This is a genomic window from Achromobacter sp. UBA2119 (assembly GCF_002331005.1).
Lineage (GTDB): Bacteria > Pseudomonadota > Gammaproteobacteria > Burkholderiales > Burkholderiaceae_B > Achromobacter > Achromobacter animicus.
Map to the genome: position 1 here is coordinate 198,622 of NZ_DCYD01000009.1, position 14,674 is coordinate 213,295.

At 65.1% G+C, this 14,674-nt stretch carries 11 protein-coding genes; 3 read left to right on the forward strand and 8 right to left on the reverse strand.

Going from position 1 to position 14,674, the window contains the following annotated elements; translation table 11 throughout:
• Positions 1-20 precede the first annotated feature (20 nt).
• A complete protein-coding gene (locus B3098_RS06155) occupies positions 21-1,682 on the forward strand; it encodes a Na/Pi cotransporter family protein (RefSeq protein WP_286893042.1) in 1,662 nt (553 codons plus the stop codon).
• Between the two features lie 140 nt (positions 1,683-1,822).
• Here the strand turns inward: B3098_RS06155 and B3098_RS06160 are convergent, their stop codons facing one another.
• The 3 genes from B3098_RS06160 to polA form a co-directional block, all read right to left on the reverse strand.
• Entirely contained in the window at positions 1,823-2,611 is a 789-nt protein-coding gene (locus B3098_RS06160; protein WP_175124681.1) for a dienelactone hydrolase family protein, read from the reverse strand.
• Between the two features lie 57 nt (positions 2,612-2,668).
• Positions 2,669-3,505: a ZIP family metal transporter gene (locus tag B3098_RS06165; RefSeq protein WP_279973089.1), complete on the reverse strand. Its 837-nt coding sequence runs from the start codon at positions 3,503-3,505 to the stop codon at positions 2,669-2,671.
• Positions 3,506-3,612: 107 nt separating this feature from the next.
• On the reverse strand, positions 3,613-6,330 hold the full coding sequence (gene polA, locus B3098_RS06170) for a DNA polymerase I (protein ID WP_286893045.1): 2,718 nt from the start codon (positions 6,328-6,330) through the stop codon (positions 3,613-3,615).
• Between the two features lie 52 nt (positions 6,331-6,382).
• Here polA and B3098_RS06175 point away from each other — a divergent pair, with 52 nt between their 5' ends.
• Positions 6,383-7,009 (forward strand): TIGR00730 family Rossman fold protein, encoded by a 627-nt coding sequence (locus B3098_RS06175; protein WP_175137516.1) that lies wholly within the window; start codon positions 6,383-6,385, stop codon positions 7,007-7,009.
• Positions 7,010-7,084: 75 nt separating this feature from the next.
• On the opposite strand, the gene B3098_RS06180 is transcribed toward B3098_RS06175, so the two are convergent.
• Positions 7,085-7,948, reverse strand: coding sequence for a LysR family transcriptional regulator (locus B3098_RS06180; protein ID WP_286893047.1), 864 nt, complete (start codon positions 7,946-7,948; stop codon positions 7,085-7,087).
• A gap of 106 nt (positions 7,949-8,054) precedes the next feature.
• Between B3098_RS06180 and B3098_RS06185 the strand changes: the two genes are divergently transcribed.
• Positions 8,055-8,453, forward strand: coding sequence for a tautomerase family protein (locus B3098_RS06185; protein WP_279973093.1), 399 nt, complete (start codon positions 8,055-8,057; stop codon positions 8,451-8,453).
• A 100-nt stretch (positions 8,454-8,553) separates the two neighbouring features.
• On the opposite strand, the gene typA is transcribed toward B3098_RS06185, so the two are convergent.
• From typA to infB, 4 genes are read right to left on the reverse strand one after another with little or no spacing between them, the layout of a single operon-like run.
• The gene (gene typA, locus B3098_RS06190) at positions 8,554-10,377 is read right to left on the reverse strand and encodes a translational GTPase TypA (RefSeq protein WP_175124686.1); all 1,824 of its coding nucleotides are present in this window, start codon (positions 10,375-10,377) and stop codon (positions 8,554-8,556) included.
• Positions 10,374-11,126, reverse strand: coding sequence for a tRNA pseudouridine(55) synthase TruB (gene truB, locus B3098_RS06195; protein ID WP_286893050.1), 753 nt, complete (start codon positions 11,124-11,126; stop codon positions 10,374-10,376). Before truB ends, typA begins: the two co-directional genes overlap by 4 nt.
• A 42-nt stretch (positions 11,127-11,168) precedes the next feature.
• Entirely contained in the window at positions 11,169-11,570 is a 402-nt protein-coding gene (rbfA, locus tag B3098_RS06200) for a 30S ribosome-binding factor RbfA (RefSeq protein ID WP_175124688.1), read from the reverse strand.
• Between the two features lie 21 nt (positions 11,571-11,591).
• On the reverse strand, positions 11,592-14,648 hold the full coding sequence (gene infB, locus B3098_RS06205) for a translation initiation factor IF-2 (RefSeq protein WP_286893052.1): 3,057 nt from the start codon (positions 14,646-14,648) through the stop codon (positions 11,592-11,594).
• Positions 14,649-14,674: the final 26 nt, after the last annotated feature.

A 14,674-nucleotide genomic window follows, 5' to 3' on the forward strand; every position in this document is an offset into this window, starting at 1 on the left:
AAGAACGGAAAAACGCCTGGATGTCTGGACTCATTACCCTGCTTGACTTCGCCGGCTACGTGGCGCTGCTGCTTTGGGGCGTGCACATGGTGCAAACGGGCGTTCAACGCGCGTTTGGTGCGGCACTGGGCGCGGCGCTGGGGCGCGCCCTTGGCACGCGGCTGCGGGCATTCTTTGCCGGCCTGGGCATCACGGCCGCATTGCAGAGCAGCACCGCCACCGGCTTGATGATCACCGGCTTTGCCGCGGGCGGCGTCGTCGGGCTGGTGCCCGCGCTGGCGGCCATGCTGGGCGCCAACGTCGGCACCACGCTGATCGTCCAGCTGCTGTCCTTCGACCTGACCGAGCTTGCGCCGATCCTGATCCTTGCCGGCGTCTGGATGTTCCGGCGCTACCCGCCGGGCCGCACCCGCGACCTGGGCCGGGTCTTCATCGGCCTGGGCCTTTTGCTGCTGTCGCTGCACCAGCTCGTCGAACTCTTTGCCCCTTTCCAGACCGCGCCCATGCTGGGCATGGTCCTGGACGCGCTGGCGACCCAGCCCGTCGCTGCGGTGCTGCTGTCCGCGGCATTCACCTGGGCGGCGCACTCCAGCGTGGCCGTGGTGGTGCTGGTGATGTCGCTGGCCAGCCACAACATGGTGGCGCCGCATGTGGCATTTGCGCTGGTGCTGGGCGCCAACCTGGGCACGGCAATCAACCCGATGATCGAAGGCGTGACCGGCGACGACCCCGCCGCCCGCCGCCTGCCGCTGGGCAATCTGCTGACACGGGTGCTGGGCGTGCTGGCCGGCCTGCTGCTGCTACCGCTCCTGCAGCCTTGGATGAGCGACCTGGCACGCGACCCCGCCCGCGCGGTCGCCAACTTCCACACCTTGTTCAATGTGGTCATCGCGCTGGTCTTCCTGCCGACCCTGACCCCGTACGCCGCCCTCCTCACCCGCTGGCTGCCCAAGCGCGCCGACCCGAACGACCCGTCGCGGCCCCAATACCTGGATGAATGGGCGCACGACGTGCCGGCCGTGGCGCTGGGCAACGCCGCGCGCGAAGCCCTGCGGATGGCCGACATGCTGCAGACGCTGCTGCTCTACGCGCGGGCGGGCTTCAAGCGCGACAACCGCCACCGCATGGTGCAGGCGCGCCAGCTCGACGGCGCGCTGGACAAGCTGGAAAACGCCATCACGACGTATCTGGCGACGCTGGACCAGGAAAACATGACCCGCGACGACATCCAGCGGCTCGATGACATCCTGGCCTTCACCAGCAACATCGGACACGCTGGCGATATCGCTCATCACGGGCTGCTCAGCCACGTCGCCAAGTTGCGTAAGCAGGGATGGACGTTCTCGCCCGAGCAACGCGCCAGCCTGGACGACACGCTGGGCCAGCTCATCGCCAACCAGCGCACGGCCGCCGCCCTTTTCGTGAACGACGACCTGCGCCAGGCGCGTTCCCTGGCCGGCGAAAAGGCGCGTTTCCGCACGATCGAAACCCAGGCGGCCGACACGCACCTGCAGAAGATCAAGTCGGGCCAGGTCGACGCGGCGGAAGTCGGTGCGTTGTATCTGGACATCCTGCGGGATATGAAGGGCATCAACTCGCATCTGGTGGGCGCGGCGGCGTACCCCTTGCTGGCACGCCACGGCGAGCTCTTGCCCAGCCGCTTGCGCGAGGCGGGGAATTAATAGCCCCCACGCCGCGCGCGCTTCGCACGTTTGCTGCCGCCCGAAGGGGCGGCCCTGCATGAAAAAGCCGACCCGCGGGTCGGCTTTCTTCTGCGAAGGTCACATCCGGTGGGCCACTTTCGTGGCTAGCCTGCCCCGCCTCACAAATACCGCTTGAACCACTCCAGCATCCGCGCCCAGCCATCCTTCGCGGCCTCCGGGTGATAACTAGCGCGGTAATCCGCCAGGAACGCATGATCGGCCTCGGGATACACCACGATGTCGGACTGCTTCGCCGCAGCGTTGCCGGCGGCCAGCTTCGTCTTCATGGCTTCCACATCAGACAGCGGAATGCTGGCGTCGCGCCCGCCGTACAGGCCCAGGACGGGACCGTGCAGCTCGTTCGTCACATCCAGCGCCACGCGCTTGATGAGCGGCCCGTGGCCCACGCTGAGCTTGCCGTACCAAGCGACGCCCGCCTTCACGTCGGGATTGTGCGCGGCGTACATCCACGTCAGGCGCCCGCCCCAGCAGAAACCCGTCACCGCCACCCGGCGCGGGTCCCCGCCGTTGGCGGCGGCCCAGGCGACGCTGGCGTCCAAGTCGCCAAACACCTGTTCGTCCGGGACCTTGCTGACAAGTTCGGAAATGAGCTTCGGGATGTCGGTGTAGGAGGATGCGTCGCCCTGGCGCTGATACAGATCGCAAGCGACGGCCAGATAGCCGGCCTTGGCGACCCGGCGGCAGATGTCCTTGATGTGTTCATGCACGCCAAAGATTTCCTGGATCACCAGCACGATCGGCAGATCGCGCTTGCCCTCGGGCGCCGCGTAGTAGGCGTCGATGGGGCCACCCGTAACGGGCAGCTGGAAATCCCCGTGGACGAGGCCCTGCGTGTCCGTGTGGATCACGGTGGGGGCGACATTGCCTGCGGCGGTGGAAAAACTCATGGAGAACTCCTTGGTTGGGGTCGACGAAAGCCGGCCATCCCCACCGCCGTGCCAGCGCTAGTGCTGGTGGCCGTGCTCCGCATGCGGCGCGCCATGGTCATGGCCGCCATGGTCGTGCCCGTGGTGCATCAGGGTCGTCACGCTGTAGATCAGCGCCACACCCACACCGACCAGCAGCAATTGCGGGACGGCATCGGACAGGGATACCCGCTCGTGCATCTGCGGCATCAGGTCGGCCACCGAGATATACAGGAAGCTGCTGGCGGCAACCACCAGAATGTACGGCGTCCAGTCCTGCGCCTGCTGCAGCACGAAGTAGCCTATTATGCCGCCGACCGCTGAACACAAGCTGGTAAAGAGAATCAGTGCGAAGGCCCGGCGGCGGCGCAGGCCGGCATTGATCAGAACGACGAAGTCGCCCAGCTTGTGCGGTATCTCGTGGATGATGATCGACGCCGCGGTCAGCACACCCAACAGCGGATCGGTGAGAAACGCCGCGGCGATCAGCACGCCATCGCACAGGTTGTGCAGCGAGCTGCCGATCAGGATGAGCATCCCGCCGCGCCCCGCCTCGTGCCGGTCGTGTCCCTTGTGGTGGTGATGGCCGTCGCCTTCGTGGTGATGGCTGTGGCGCAGCAGCGCAATCTTCTCCAGCACGAAAAACCCGATCAGCGACGCCAGCATCAGCCCGAAGAGCACATGCGCGTTGCCGACGCCGGTCTCGAATGCTTCGGGCAGCAGGTGCAGCAGCGCGACCGACAGCAGCACGCCCACCGACAGGCTCACCATGTGATGCAGGTATTTGGCAAAGACCTTGTACGCGAGCCAGCTCGCGACGAGGACAGCAATAAGGCCGCCGGTAATGGTGGCGAGCAAAACCCAGAGCAGCAACATGGAGGGGGGAAAAGATCAGGCGGGGGGGGGGAAGCGCAACATTATATTGTTGCAATCCAAAAACCGGAAATGGGCCGTCCGAAGACGGCCCGGGGCGCTCTGTCCCTTTAGTGCGCCTGTTCCCAGTTCTTGCCCATGCCCACTTCCGCGACCAGCGGCACACGCAGCGTCGCCACGTTGCACATCAGACGCGGCAGCGCCTCCTTGACCAGTTCCAGCTCCTCGTCCGGCGCTTCCATCACCAGTTCGTCGTGCACCTGCATGATCATGCGCGTCTGCAGCTTCTCGGTGTCGATCCAGTCCTGCACCGCCACCATGGCCATTTTGATGAGATCGGCCGCGGTGCCCTGCATGGGCGCATTGATGGCCGCCCGCTCGGCGCCCTGCCTGCGCGGCCCCGAGGCGCCGCGGATTTCCGGCAACTGCAGCCGCCGTCCAAAGACGGTTTCCACGTAGCCCTGCTCGCGCGCCAGGCGCCGCGTGTCGTCCATGTACATGGCCACGCCGGGATAGCGCGCAAAGTAGCGGTCGATGTAAGCCTGCGCGGCGTCGCGCGTGATGCCCAGGTTGGACGCCAGGCCGAACACGCCCATGCCGTAGATCAGGCCGAAGTTGATGGCTTTGGCGGCACGGCGCTGATCGGTGGTCACGGCGTCCAGCGGCACACCGAACACTTCGGATGCGGTGGCGCGGTGGATGTCCTCGCCCGCCGCGAAGGCGCTTTGCAGATTCGCGTCGTCCGAGACGTGCGCCATGATGCGCAACTCGATCTGCGAATAGTCTGCGGACAACAGCAGGCCGCGCTCGGCGATGAACGCCTCGCGCACCCGACGCCCGGCCTCGGTGCGGACCGGAATGTTCTGCAGGTTGGGATCCGACGACGCCAGACGTCCGGTGATGACGGCGGCCTGCGAATAGTGCGTGTGCACCCGCCCGGTCGCCGGGTTGATCATGCGCGGCAGCTTGTCCGTGTAGGTGGACTTCAGCTTGGACAGCCCGCGGTAGTCCAGCAGCACCTGCGGCAACGGATAGTCCAGCGCCAGCTTGCTCAGCACTTCCTCGTCCGTGGAGGGCGCGCCGCTCGCGGTCTTGCGCACCACCGGCAGCTGCATGCGGCCGAACAGGATTTCGCCAAGCTGCTTGGGGGAATTCAGGTTGAACGGCTGGCCGGCGAGTTCATAGGCCTTCTGCTCGAGCTGCAGCATCTCCTGGCCCAGCTTGTTGCTCTGGCGGCCCAGTTCGGCGGCATCGACCTTCACGCCGTTGCGTTCGATGGTGGTCAGCACGCCGGACACCTGCATTTCCAGGCGATAGATGCGTTCCAGCCCTTCGTCGGCAGCGACCATCGGACGCAGCACCTGATGCAGTTGCAGCGTGAAATCGGCGTCTTCGGCCGCGTAATGCCCGGCCTTGTCCACCGCCACTTCGTCAAACCCGATCTGCTTGGCGCCCTTGCCGCAGAGGTCCTCGTAGGACACGCCGCTGCGTCCCAGATAACGCTGCGCCAGATCGTTCAGGCCCACGCCGCGATGCGATTCCAGCACGTAGGCCTGCAGCATGGTGTCTTCGGCGGCGCCGGCCAGGCGGATGCCTTCGTTGGCGAACACGTGCGTGTCGTACTTGGCATGGTGCAGCAGCTTGGCGCGCGCCGGGTCTTCCAGCCAGGGCTTCAAACGGGCCAGCACTTCATCCTTGGGCAACTGGACCGCACCGTCGGGTCCCCGGTGCGCGACCGGGATGTAGCAGGCCACGCCGGGCGCCACCGACATCGACAAGCCCACCAGCCGGGCCTGCATCTCGTCCAGCGACGTTGTCTCGGTGTCCAGCGCAACCAGCGATGCCTGCTGCATCAGTTCCATCCAGGCGTCGAACGCCGCCCAGTCGGAAATGATGCGGTAATCCAGCGTGGCGGGCGCCGCGGGCGCCTCGTGCGCGACGCGCGCATCGCCCGCGGGCACGCGCTCGACGTCACCGGTCAGGTCGCGCAGCCACGTGCGGAAGCCGTAGCGTTCGTACAGCTCGGTCAGCGCGGCGTCGTCGCGCGGACGCGGCGTCAGGTCGTCCACGCTGTCGATGTGGCCGGTCAGATCGCAATCGCACTTGACCGTGAGCAGTTGGCGCGTCAACGGGAAATTGGGGATGGCTTCGCGCAGGTTGTTGCCGGCCACGCCCTTGATGCCATCGGCGCCTTCGATCAGCTTGTCAATCGAGCCAAATTCCGTAATCCATTTGGCGGCCGTCTTGGGCCCGACCTTGGTGACGCCCGGCACGTTGTCGACCGTGTCGCCCACCAGCATCAGGTAGTCGACGATACGCTCGGGAGGCACGCCAAACTTGTTCACGACGCCGGCTTCGTCCAGGACCTCGCCGCTCATGGTGTTGACGAGCGTGACGTGGCTGTTGACCAGTTGCGCCAGGTCCTTGTCGCCCGTAGAGACGATGGTGTGAACGTCATGCTGCGCGGCACGATGTGCCAACGTGCCAATGACGTCATCCGCCTCGACGCCTTCGATCGCCAGCACAGGCCAACCCAGGGCGCGCACCGCGCGGTGGATGGGATCGATTTGTGCTGCTAGGTCCTCAGGCATAGGGGGACGGTGCGACTTGTATTCCGGATACAGATCGTCCCGAAACGTCTTGCCGCGAGCATCGAAGATACATGCGGCATACTCTGCCTTATGGTCAGATACAAGCTTGCGCAGCATATTGACCACGCCGTAAAGCGCACCTGTCGGTTCGCCTTGCGCGTTGCGCAAATCGGGCATAGCGTGGAAAGCGCGGTACAAGTAACTTGAACCGTCGACCAGTAATAGCGTTTTTTTCATGGTTACAAAGGCAGATATGGATACACCCGCCGGCAAACAAATTCCGCTGATTATGTCAGAGATAAGGACGGCGGCAGACAAGCTCGCTCACATCGGGCCCGCAGTCAGCGTTTTCGGTAGCGCACGAGTCAGCCGTAATTCCCCGTACTATGAAACCACCATCGCGATCTCCGCGGCGCTGGCAGAAGCTGGCTTCGCAGTCATCGCGGGCGGCGGCCCCGGCATCATGGAAGCCGCCAACAAAGGTGCATTTGAAGCAGGAGGCACGAGCATCGGGTTGAACATCAGCCTGCCGCACGAAGCCCACAACAACGAATTCCAGACCATCAGCCTGTCCTTCGAGTACTTCTTTCCTCGCAAGGCAGCGTTCTTCATGCACAGCTTCGCCTACGTGGCGATGCCCGGCGGCTTTGGCACGCTGGACGAGCTCTTCGAAGCGTTGACGCTCATCCAGACGGGCAAGGTGCCGCCGGCGCCGATCGTGCTGGTCGGCAGCGAGTACTGGTCGGGACTGGCCGAATGGCTGGGCGACCAGGTGCTCGGCAACGGCATGATCGCCGCCCACGACCTGGATCTTTTCATCATCGAAGACGACCCCGTCAAGGTGGTGCGAAAGGTCGTGGAATTCCACGAACGGGTGATGTCCGCCGAACAGTACGCCCCTTCCCTGCCCGCCTGACACGGCGGCCGTGCTGCGGACAGGGCGTCGCCCGCGCTTGTCCGCACGCACCGCAACCCTCAGTCAAGGCGCTGCCTACATCATCGCCTTGACGATCGCCTCGCGCGCCAGCCCCACGAACTCGCTTTCGCCGGGGCGGGCAGCGAGCAACCTGAATTCCACCGATGGCAACGCCGGCAAGCCGGGCGCATGCAGCCGCGTCATGCCCGCACCCAGCGCCGATTCGTTCAGACACGCAACGCCCAATCCCGCGGCGACGGCCAACTGCAGTCCCGCGACGCCGGACGCCACGTGCGATACCGCATACGGTACGCCGCGGCGCGACAACATCCGCTCAACGTATTGGCGCAGCGCGCAGGTTTCCGGCAGCGCCAGCAACGGCAAGGGTTCCGCCAGCGGCGGCGTCACGCCCTCGGCCGCCATCCACAGCAGCGGTTCACGCCGCAGCAGCGCGCCGTCCGCCCGGCCGCGCGTCGCGCCCCGCTCCTGGATGACCATCGATATGCCGACGTCGATCTCGCCGCGCTCGTAAGCCGCTTCGATCGCGCCGCTTTTCATGATGGTGACGTGCAGCCGCACCTGCGGATACTGCTCGTTCAGGCGGCGCAGCAGACGGGCGACGTCCCCCGGCCGGAAGTAATCGGTGATGCACAGGCGCAGTTCGCCCCGAAGCGCCACGCCGCGCAGGTCGCGGTAGGCCTCGTCGCTCAGGGCCAGGATCGTGCGCGCATGCGCTAGGAGGCGCTGACCGGCCGGCGTAGCGCGCACGCCCGCCTTGCCGCGCACCAGCAACGGCTGACCCGCCCTGTCCTCCAGCTTGCGCATCTGTTCACTGACGGACGATTGCGACAGGAACACCTTGGGCGCCGCGGCGGTCAGGCTGCCTGCGTCCAGCACCGCAACCAGCGTGCGAAGCTGGTCCAGGTCGAATCCGCTCATGATTTATCCAACGGCTAAGTCGATGGATGGAATCGTAATTTCCCGCTTTTCCGATGTCAACGCGCTTTCTACACTGGCCCTGTACCTACCCAACCGGAGAGCCGTCATGCCCCACATCGTCATCCATCGTTCCGGCACACCCGATGCCGCCATTGACCAACGCATCGTCGAATCCGTCGCCGGGCTGACCCAGTCCGTGCTCGGCAAAAAGCTGCCCGTCATCGCCATCACGCTGCAGCACATTCCGCACGAACTCTGGTTCATCGGCGGACGCCCCTTGTCCGAACAAGGTAAAAACGCATTCCACCTGGACATCAGCGTCACGGACGAGACCAACACCAAGGCCGAGAAGGCGCGCTTCATCAAGGACGTCTATGCCGCGTTCCAGGAGATCATGGGCGAACTGCACGAGTGCTCGTACGTCCATGTGATCGACGCGCGCGCTGCGGCCTACGGCTATGGCGGGCGGACGCAAGAATACCGGCACCAGCACGGCGCGGTGTAGCCGGCGGCCGCACGGGTTGCAAAACAAAAAAAGCCGCCCACCCGAAGGTGCGCGGCTTTTCATTGATCTGGCAACAAGGCGGCGACTGCCGCCTTCAAGCTCAGACCGCGGCTTCGCGCGCGGCGCGCTTGCGCTCGTTTTCGAGCAGGTAGCGCTTGCGCAGACGGATCGACTTCGGGGTGATTTCCACCAGTTCGTCGTCGTCGATGAATTCCACGGCGTATTCCAGCGACATCTGGATCGGCGGAACCAGGCGCACGGCTTCGTCGGTGCCCGACGCGCGCACGTTGGTCAGCTGCTTGCCCTTGATCGGGTTCACGACCAGGTCGTTGTCACGGCTGTGGATGCCGATGATCATGCCTTCGTACAGCGCATCGCCCGGGTTGACGAACATGCGGCCGCGATCCTGCAGCTTCCACAGCGCGTAGGCCACGGCGTCGCCGTTGTCCTGGCTGATCAGCACGCCGTTGCGGCGTTCGCCGATGGAGCCTTCCTTGATCGGCGCGTATTCGTGGAAGATGTGGCTCATCAGGCCCGTGCCGCGCGTCAGCGTCAGGAATTCGTTCTGGAAACCGATCAGGCCGCGGGCCGGGATCAGGTATTCCAGACGCGTACGGCCACGGCCGTCCGGCTGCATGTCCTGCAGGTCGCCCTTACGGCGGCCCAGCTCTTCCATGACGCCACCCTGGTGCGCGTCTTCGACGTCAACGGTCAGCGACTCGAACGGCTCGCACTTCACGCCGTCGATTTCCTTGAACACCACGCGCGGACGCGACACGGCCAACTCGTAGCCTTCGCGGCGCATCGTTTCAAGCAGAATGGTCAGGTGCAGTTCGCCACGGCCCGACACTTCGAAAACCGTGTCGTCGCCCGTGTCGCGCACACGCAGCGCCACGTTGGACTTCAGTTCGCGATCCAGACGGTCGCGCACCTGGCGGCTGGTCACGAACTTGCCTTCGCGGCCGGCCAGCGGCGACGTGTTCACCATGAAGTTCATGGTCAGCGTCGGTTCGTCGATGCGCAGCATCGGCAGCGGTTCCTGGTTGACCGGATCCATCACCGTGCAACCGATGCCCAGGTCTTCAATGCCGTTGATCAGCACGATGTCGCCGGCTTCGGCTTCGTCCACCACGACGCGCTCCAGGCCATGGAACTTCAGCACCTGGTTGATGCGGCCGCGGCCGCCTTGACCATCGGGACCGAACTTGTAGGCCACTTCCATGCCCGGGCGCATACGGCCACGGTTGATGCGGCCCACGCCGATCTTGCCGACGTAGCTGTTGTAGTCCAGCGAAATGATCTGCATCTGCAGCGGGCCGTTGGGATCGTCCTCGCGCTGCGGCACGTGTTGCAGGATGGCTTCGAACAAGGGACGCATGTCGCCTTCGCGCACATCCGGCGTCAGGCCGGCGTAACCAGACAGACCCGATGCGTACACGACCGGGAAGTCCAGCTGCTCGTCGGTGGCGCCCAGCTTGTCGAACAGGTCGAACGTGGCGTTGATGACGAAATCGGTGCGGGCGCCCGGACGGTCGACCTTGTTGACCACGACGATCGGCTTCAGGCCCAGGGCCAGTGCCTTGCGGGTCACAAAAATGGTCTGGGGCATCGGGCCTTCGACCGCGTCAACCAGCAGCAGCACGCCGTCGACCATGGACAGCACGCGCTCGACCTCGCCACCGAAGTCGGCGTGGCCCGGGGTGTCGACGATGTTGATGTGGGTGCCTTCGTACTCAACGGCACAGTTCTTGGCCAGAATCGTGATGCCACGTTCCTTTTCCAGGTCGTTCGAGTCCATGACCCGTTCGGTCAGCGCCTGGTTTTCGCGGAAGGTGCCGGATTGGCGCAGCAGCTGGTCGACCAGGGTGGTTTTTCCGTGGTCAACGTGGGCGATGATGGCGACGTTGCGCAAGGCGCGAGTCATAGCGAGTCCTTTAAGGTCAGGGTGGAGGGCAGCAAGCCCTCCGGCAATTCGTTCAGTGCAAGCAATGCCTGCTTGGGGTCTGGCATGGCCTGCAAGGCTTCCAGTTCAACGGCGCGTTCCAGAGAGAAGGGCCCGACGTGCGTGCGCCGCAGCGCCGTCAGGTGGGCGAAACAGCCCAGCACGCGCCCGATGTCCTGGGCCAGTGTTCGGATGTATGTGCCTTTACTGCAAGCCACATCGATCTCTGCCTGCGTCCCGGTCAGGGACAACAGCTCGATGCGGTATATCGTGATCGTGCGCGGCGGGCGTTCCAGCTCGATGCCCGCGCGGGCGTACTCGTACAGCGGCTTGCCGTCGCGCTTGAGCGCCGAGTACATCGGCGGAATCTGCTCGATGGTGCCCGAGAAACGTGACAGTGCATCGCGCAGCGCCTGTTCCTCGACAGCAAAACCGGGTTCGGCAGTCGCCGTTACGTTGCCCGTCAGGTCGCCGGAATCGGTTTCCGATCCAAATTGCAGCGTAGCGCGATATGCCTTGTCGGCGTCAAGCATCGCGCCGGAAATTTTGGTGGCGCGGCCCATGCAGCACACCAGCAGGCCGGTGGCAAAAGGGTCCAGCGTGCCGGTGTGGCCGGCCTTGGCCGCGTCCATGGCGCGTTTGGCGCGCTGCAAGGCGTGATTGCTCGACAAACCCACAGGTTTATCAAGCAACAGCACACCGTCGAGCGCAAGCCCGCGTCGTTTAGCCATCGTCGAAATCCGGAAAAAAATGAAGCAGTGACGACAGCCCGATCAGGACTTGTCTTCAGGCTCGTCGGGTACGCCCGAGTGCGGGCCAGGGCGGTTTGCGCGGTCGATGAGGATCGACATTTCGATGCCACGGGCGACTTGCTCGTCGTGGAAGAAGCGCAAAGTGGGGACGGTGTGGATGTGCAGAAGCTTGTAGAGCTGCGAATGCAGCCAGCCGGCCTTCTCGTTCAGCAAGGTGGTGGCGGCTTCGGGCTCGGCGCCCAAAACCGTGAACCACACCTTGGCATGCGCGTAGTCGGTCGACAGTTCCACACCCGAAATCGTGATCAGTCCAGCGCGTTTCGTGTCGATTTCGCGCTGGATGATCCCGGCCAGATCCTTCTGGATCTGGTCGGCCAGCCGCAGATTGCGGCCGGGAATGGCTTTGGACTTGTGACGGCTCATTAACAATGCCTGGCGCGTGCTTTACAGCGTGCGCGCAATTTCCTTGATTTCAAAGACTTCCAGCTGGTCGCCCACCTGGATGTCATTGTTGCCGCGCAGCGTCAGACCGCAATCGAAGCCCGACTTGACTTCCTTGACGTCGTCCTTGAAGCGGCGCAGCGACTCGAGGTGCCCCGTCCAGTGAACCACGTTGTTGCGCAGCAGGCGGACCTGGGAATCGCGGCGCACGATGCCGTCGAGCACCATACAACCGGCGATGTTGCCGAGGCGGGAGATGCTGTACACCTCGCGGATCTCGACCAGGCCGATGATTTCTTCCTTCTTCTCGGGCGCCAGCATGCCCGACATGGCGGCCTTAACCTCATCCACGGCGTCGTAGATGATGTTGTAGTAGCGCACGTCGATGCCGTTGTTCTCGGCAAGCTTCTTGGCGCTGGCATCGGCACGCACGTTGAAGCCGATGACGACGGCGTGCGAGGCGATGGCCAGGTTGATGTCGGTTTCCGAGATGCCGCCAACCGCGGCGTGCACGACTTGCACACGCACTTCGTCGGTGGACAGCTTGACCAGCGACTGCACCAGGGCTTCCTGCGAACCCTGCACGTCGGTCTTGACGATGAGGGTGAGGGTCTGGGTGCCTTCGCCGAGGTTGTCGAACATCGATTCCAGCTTGGCAGCCTGTTGGCGGGCCAGCTTGACGTCGCGGAACTTGCCTTGGCGGAACAGCGCGATTTCGCGCGCCTTGCGCTCGTCGGACAGTGCCATCAGTTCGTCACCGGCGGCCGGCACTTCAGTCAGGCCCTGGATCTCAACGGGGATCGAGGGACCGGCCGTCTGGATCGGCTTGCCGTTTTCGTCGAGCATGGCGCGCACACGGCCAAAGCTTGCGCCGGCCAGCACGACGTCGCCGCGCTTGAGCGTGCCGCTTTGCACGAGAATCGTCGCGACCGGGCCGCGGCCCTTGTCCAGACGGGCTTCGATGACCAGACCCTTGGCGGGTGCGTCTTCGGGCGCCTTCAGTTCCAGCACTTCGGCTTGCAGCAGCACGTTTTCGAGAAGGTCGTCGATGCCCTGGCCGGTCTTGGCGGACACGCCCACGAACGGCACGTCGCCACCGTATTCTTCCGGCACGACCTGTTCGGCAACCAGTTCCTGCTTGACGCGTTCCGGGTTGGCGGCGGGCTTGTCGATCTTGGTCACGGCCACCACGATGGGCACGCCTGCGGCCTTGGCATGGTGGATGGCTTCACGCGTCTGCGGCATCACGCCGTCGTCGGCGGCAACCACCAGAATCACGATGTCGGTCGCCTTGGCGCCGCGGGCACGCATGGCGGTAAACGCCTCGTGCCCCGGGGTGTCAAGGAAGGTCACCATGCCGCGCTCGGTGCGGACGTGGTAGGCGCCGATGTGCTGCGTGATGCCGCCGGCTTCGCCCGCGGCAACCTTGGCGCGGCGGATGTAGTCCAGCAGCGAGGTCTTGCCGTGGTCGACGTGGCCCATGACGGTCACGACCGGCGCGCGCGGCAGTTGCTCGGCTTCGGATTGGGTGGCGGATTCGTCCAGGAAGGCTTCCGGGTCGTCCAGCTTGGCGGCGATGGCCACGTGGCCCAGTTCCTCGACCACGATCATGGCCGTTTCCTGATCCAGCACCTGGTTGATGGTGACCATCTGGCCCAGCTTCATCAATTGCTTGATGACTTCGGCGGCCTTGACGGACATCTTGTGAGCCAGGTCGGCCACGCTGATGGTTTCCGGGACGTGAACTTCACGTGCGATGAATTCCTGCGGCGCCGGCTCGTTGCGGCGGTCGTTCTGCTGGTTGCGGCCACCACGGCCGCCCGACTTGCCACCGCCCTTGCCACCCGCACGCCAGCCGTCACGGCTGGCCGGGGCTGCCGGCTTGTCGGCCGGCTTCTTGCGCGACGAATCATCGGACCAGGTCGAAGCGACTTCGGCGGTCTTGATGGTTTTCTTGGCGCCAGGGGCGGCCGGCTTGGCGTCCTTCTTGGCCGCGGGTGCGGCGCCGGGCTTGCCGGCGGGCTTGTGCAGCGTGCCGGAGATCGGTGCGGCGGCAGGCGCCTCGGGCTCGGGCGCGCGCAGCACCTTGCGGGGACGGTTCAGCATTTCGCGCAGCGCGGCGGCCTCGGCCTCGGCGGCGCGGCGGGCTTCGTCGCGGCCTGCGGTCGTGGCGGAAGCGGCCAGCGGCGGCGCGGCACGGCGGTTGTCGACGCGACCACCCACCTTGGGCGCAGCGGCGGGCGCGGCGGCGGCGGGCTTCACGGATTCGGGTTTCGCGGCAGGCTGCGCCTGGGCGACAGGCGCGGCGGCCTGGGAGGAAGATGTTTCGGACTTATTGGCTAGCACAGCAGGTTCCGGCTTGGCTTCTTCAGCCAGAGGCTCGGTGGTTTCAGTCTTGATTTCGGGCTTGGCCTCTTCGGCCACGGGCTCGGCAGGAGCAGGCGCCGGCGTCGGTTCGGGTTCAGGCTGAGCCTGGACTTCAGGCGCTTGGGCCTCGACGGGGGCGGGCGCTTCGGCCGCGACGGGTTCGGTTGCCGCGGGCGCTTCTGCCGGGGCGGCGGCTTCGGCTGCGACGGGCTCCTGCTGCGGCGCTTCGGCCTGGGCGGGAGCTTCGGCCTCTACAGGCGCCGTTTCGCGAGCTTCTGCGGCGACAGGCGCCGCGGGAGCTGCGGGTGCAGCCGGTGCGGAAACCTGCGGAGCGGCGTCTGCCGCGACTTCTTCTTCGGGACGGGCCGAGGCGGCCTGTTCGGCGGCGAGTTCGGACGGGTCGCGCTTGACGAAGACGCGCTTCTTGCGCACTTCGACCTGGATCGTGCGCGAACGCCCGGTGGCGTCGGCTTGCCGGATCTCGGAAGTCTGGCGGCGCGTCAGCGTGATCTTCTTGCCTTCGGTTGCGCCGTGTGCGCGACGCAGCGATTCGAGCAATTTCGCCTTGTCGCTGTCGGTGACGGAGTCGTCGACCGATTTGAGGTCAACGCCAGCCGAACGCAGCTGATCCAGCAGCACGTTGGCAGGCATTTTCAGCTCGGTAGCGAACTGGGCGACGGTATTACTCGACATTAGGCTCTCTCTTCCCTATAGGCAGC

Bases quoted from the DNA above. Each gene is read 5' to 3' on its own strand.
- B3098_RS06160 (WP_175124681.1), bottom strand. From the start codon at position 2,611: ATGAGTTTTTCCACCGCCGCAGGCAATGTCGCCCCCACCGTGATCCAC.
- B3098_RS06175 (WP_175137516.1), top strand. From the start codon at position 6,383: ATGTCAGAGATAAGGACGGCGGCAGACAAGCTCGCTCACATCGGGCCC.
- B3098_RS06165 (WP_279973089.1), bottom strand. From the start codon at position 3,505: ATGTTGCTGCTCTGGGTTTTGCTCGCCACCATTACCGGCGGCCTTATT.
- polA (WP_286893045.1), bottom strand. From the start codon at position 6,330: ATGAAAAAAACGCTATTACTGGTCGACGGTTCAAGTTACTTGTACCGC.
- truB (WP_286893050.1), bottom strand. From the start codon at position 11,126: ATGGCTAAACGACGCGGGCTTGCGCTCGACGGTGTGCTGTTGCTTGAT.
- B3098_RS06155 (WP_286893042.1), top strand. From the start codon at position 21: ATGTCTGGACTCATTACCCTGCTTGACTTCGCCGGCTACGTGGCGCTG.
- rbfA (WP_175124688.1), bottom strand. From the start codon at position 11,570: ATGAGCCGTCACAAGTCCAAAGCCATTCCCGGCCGCAATCTGCGGCTG.
- typA (WP_175124686.1), bottom strand. From the start codon at position 10,377: ATGACTCGCGCCTTGCGCAACGTCGCCATCATCGCCCACGTTGACCAC.
- B3098_RS06180 (WP_286893047.1), bottom strand. From the start codon at position 7,948: ATGAGCGGATTCGACCTGGACCAGCTTCGCACGCTGGTTGCGGTGCTG.
- infB (WP_286893052.1), bottom strand. From the start codon at position 14,648: ATGTCGAGTAATACCGTCGCCCAGTTCGCTACCGAGCTGAAAATGCCT.
- B3098_RS06185 (WP_279973093.1), top strand. From the start codon at position 8,055: ATGCCCCACATCGTCATCCATCGTTCCGGCACACCCGATGCCGCCATT.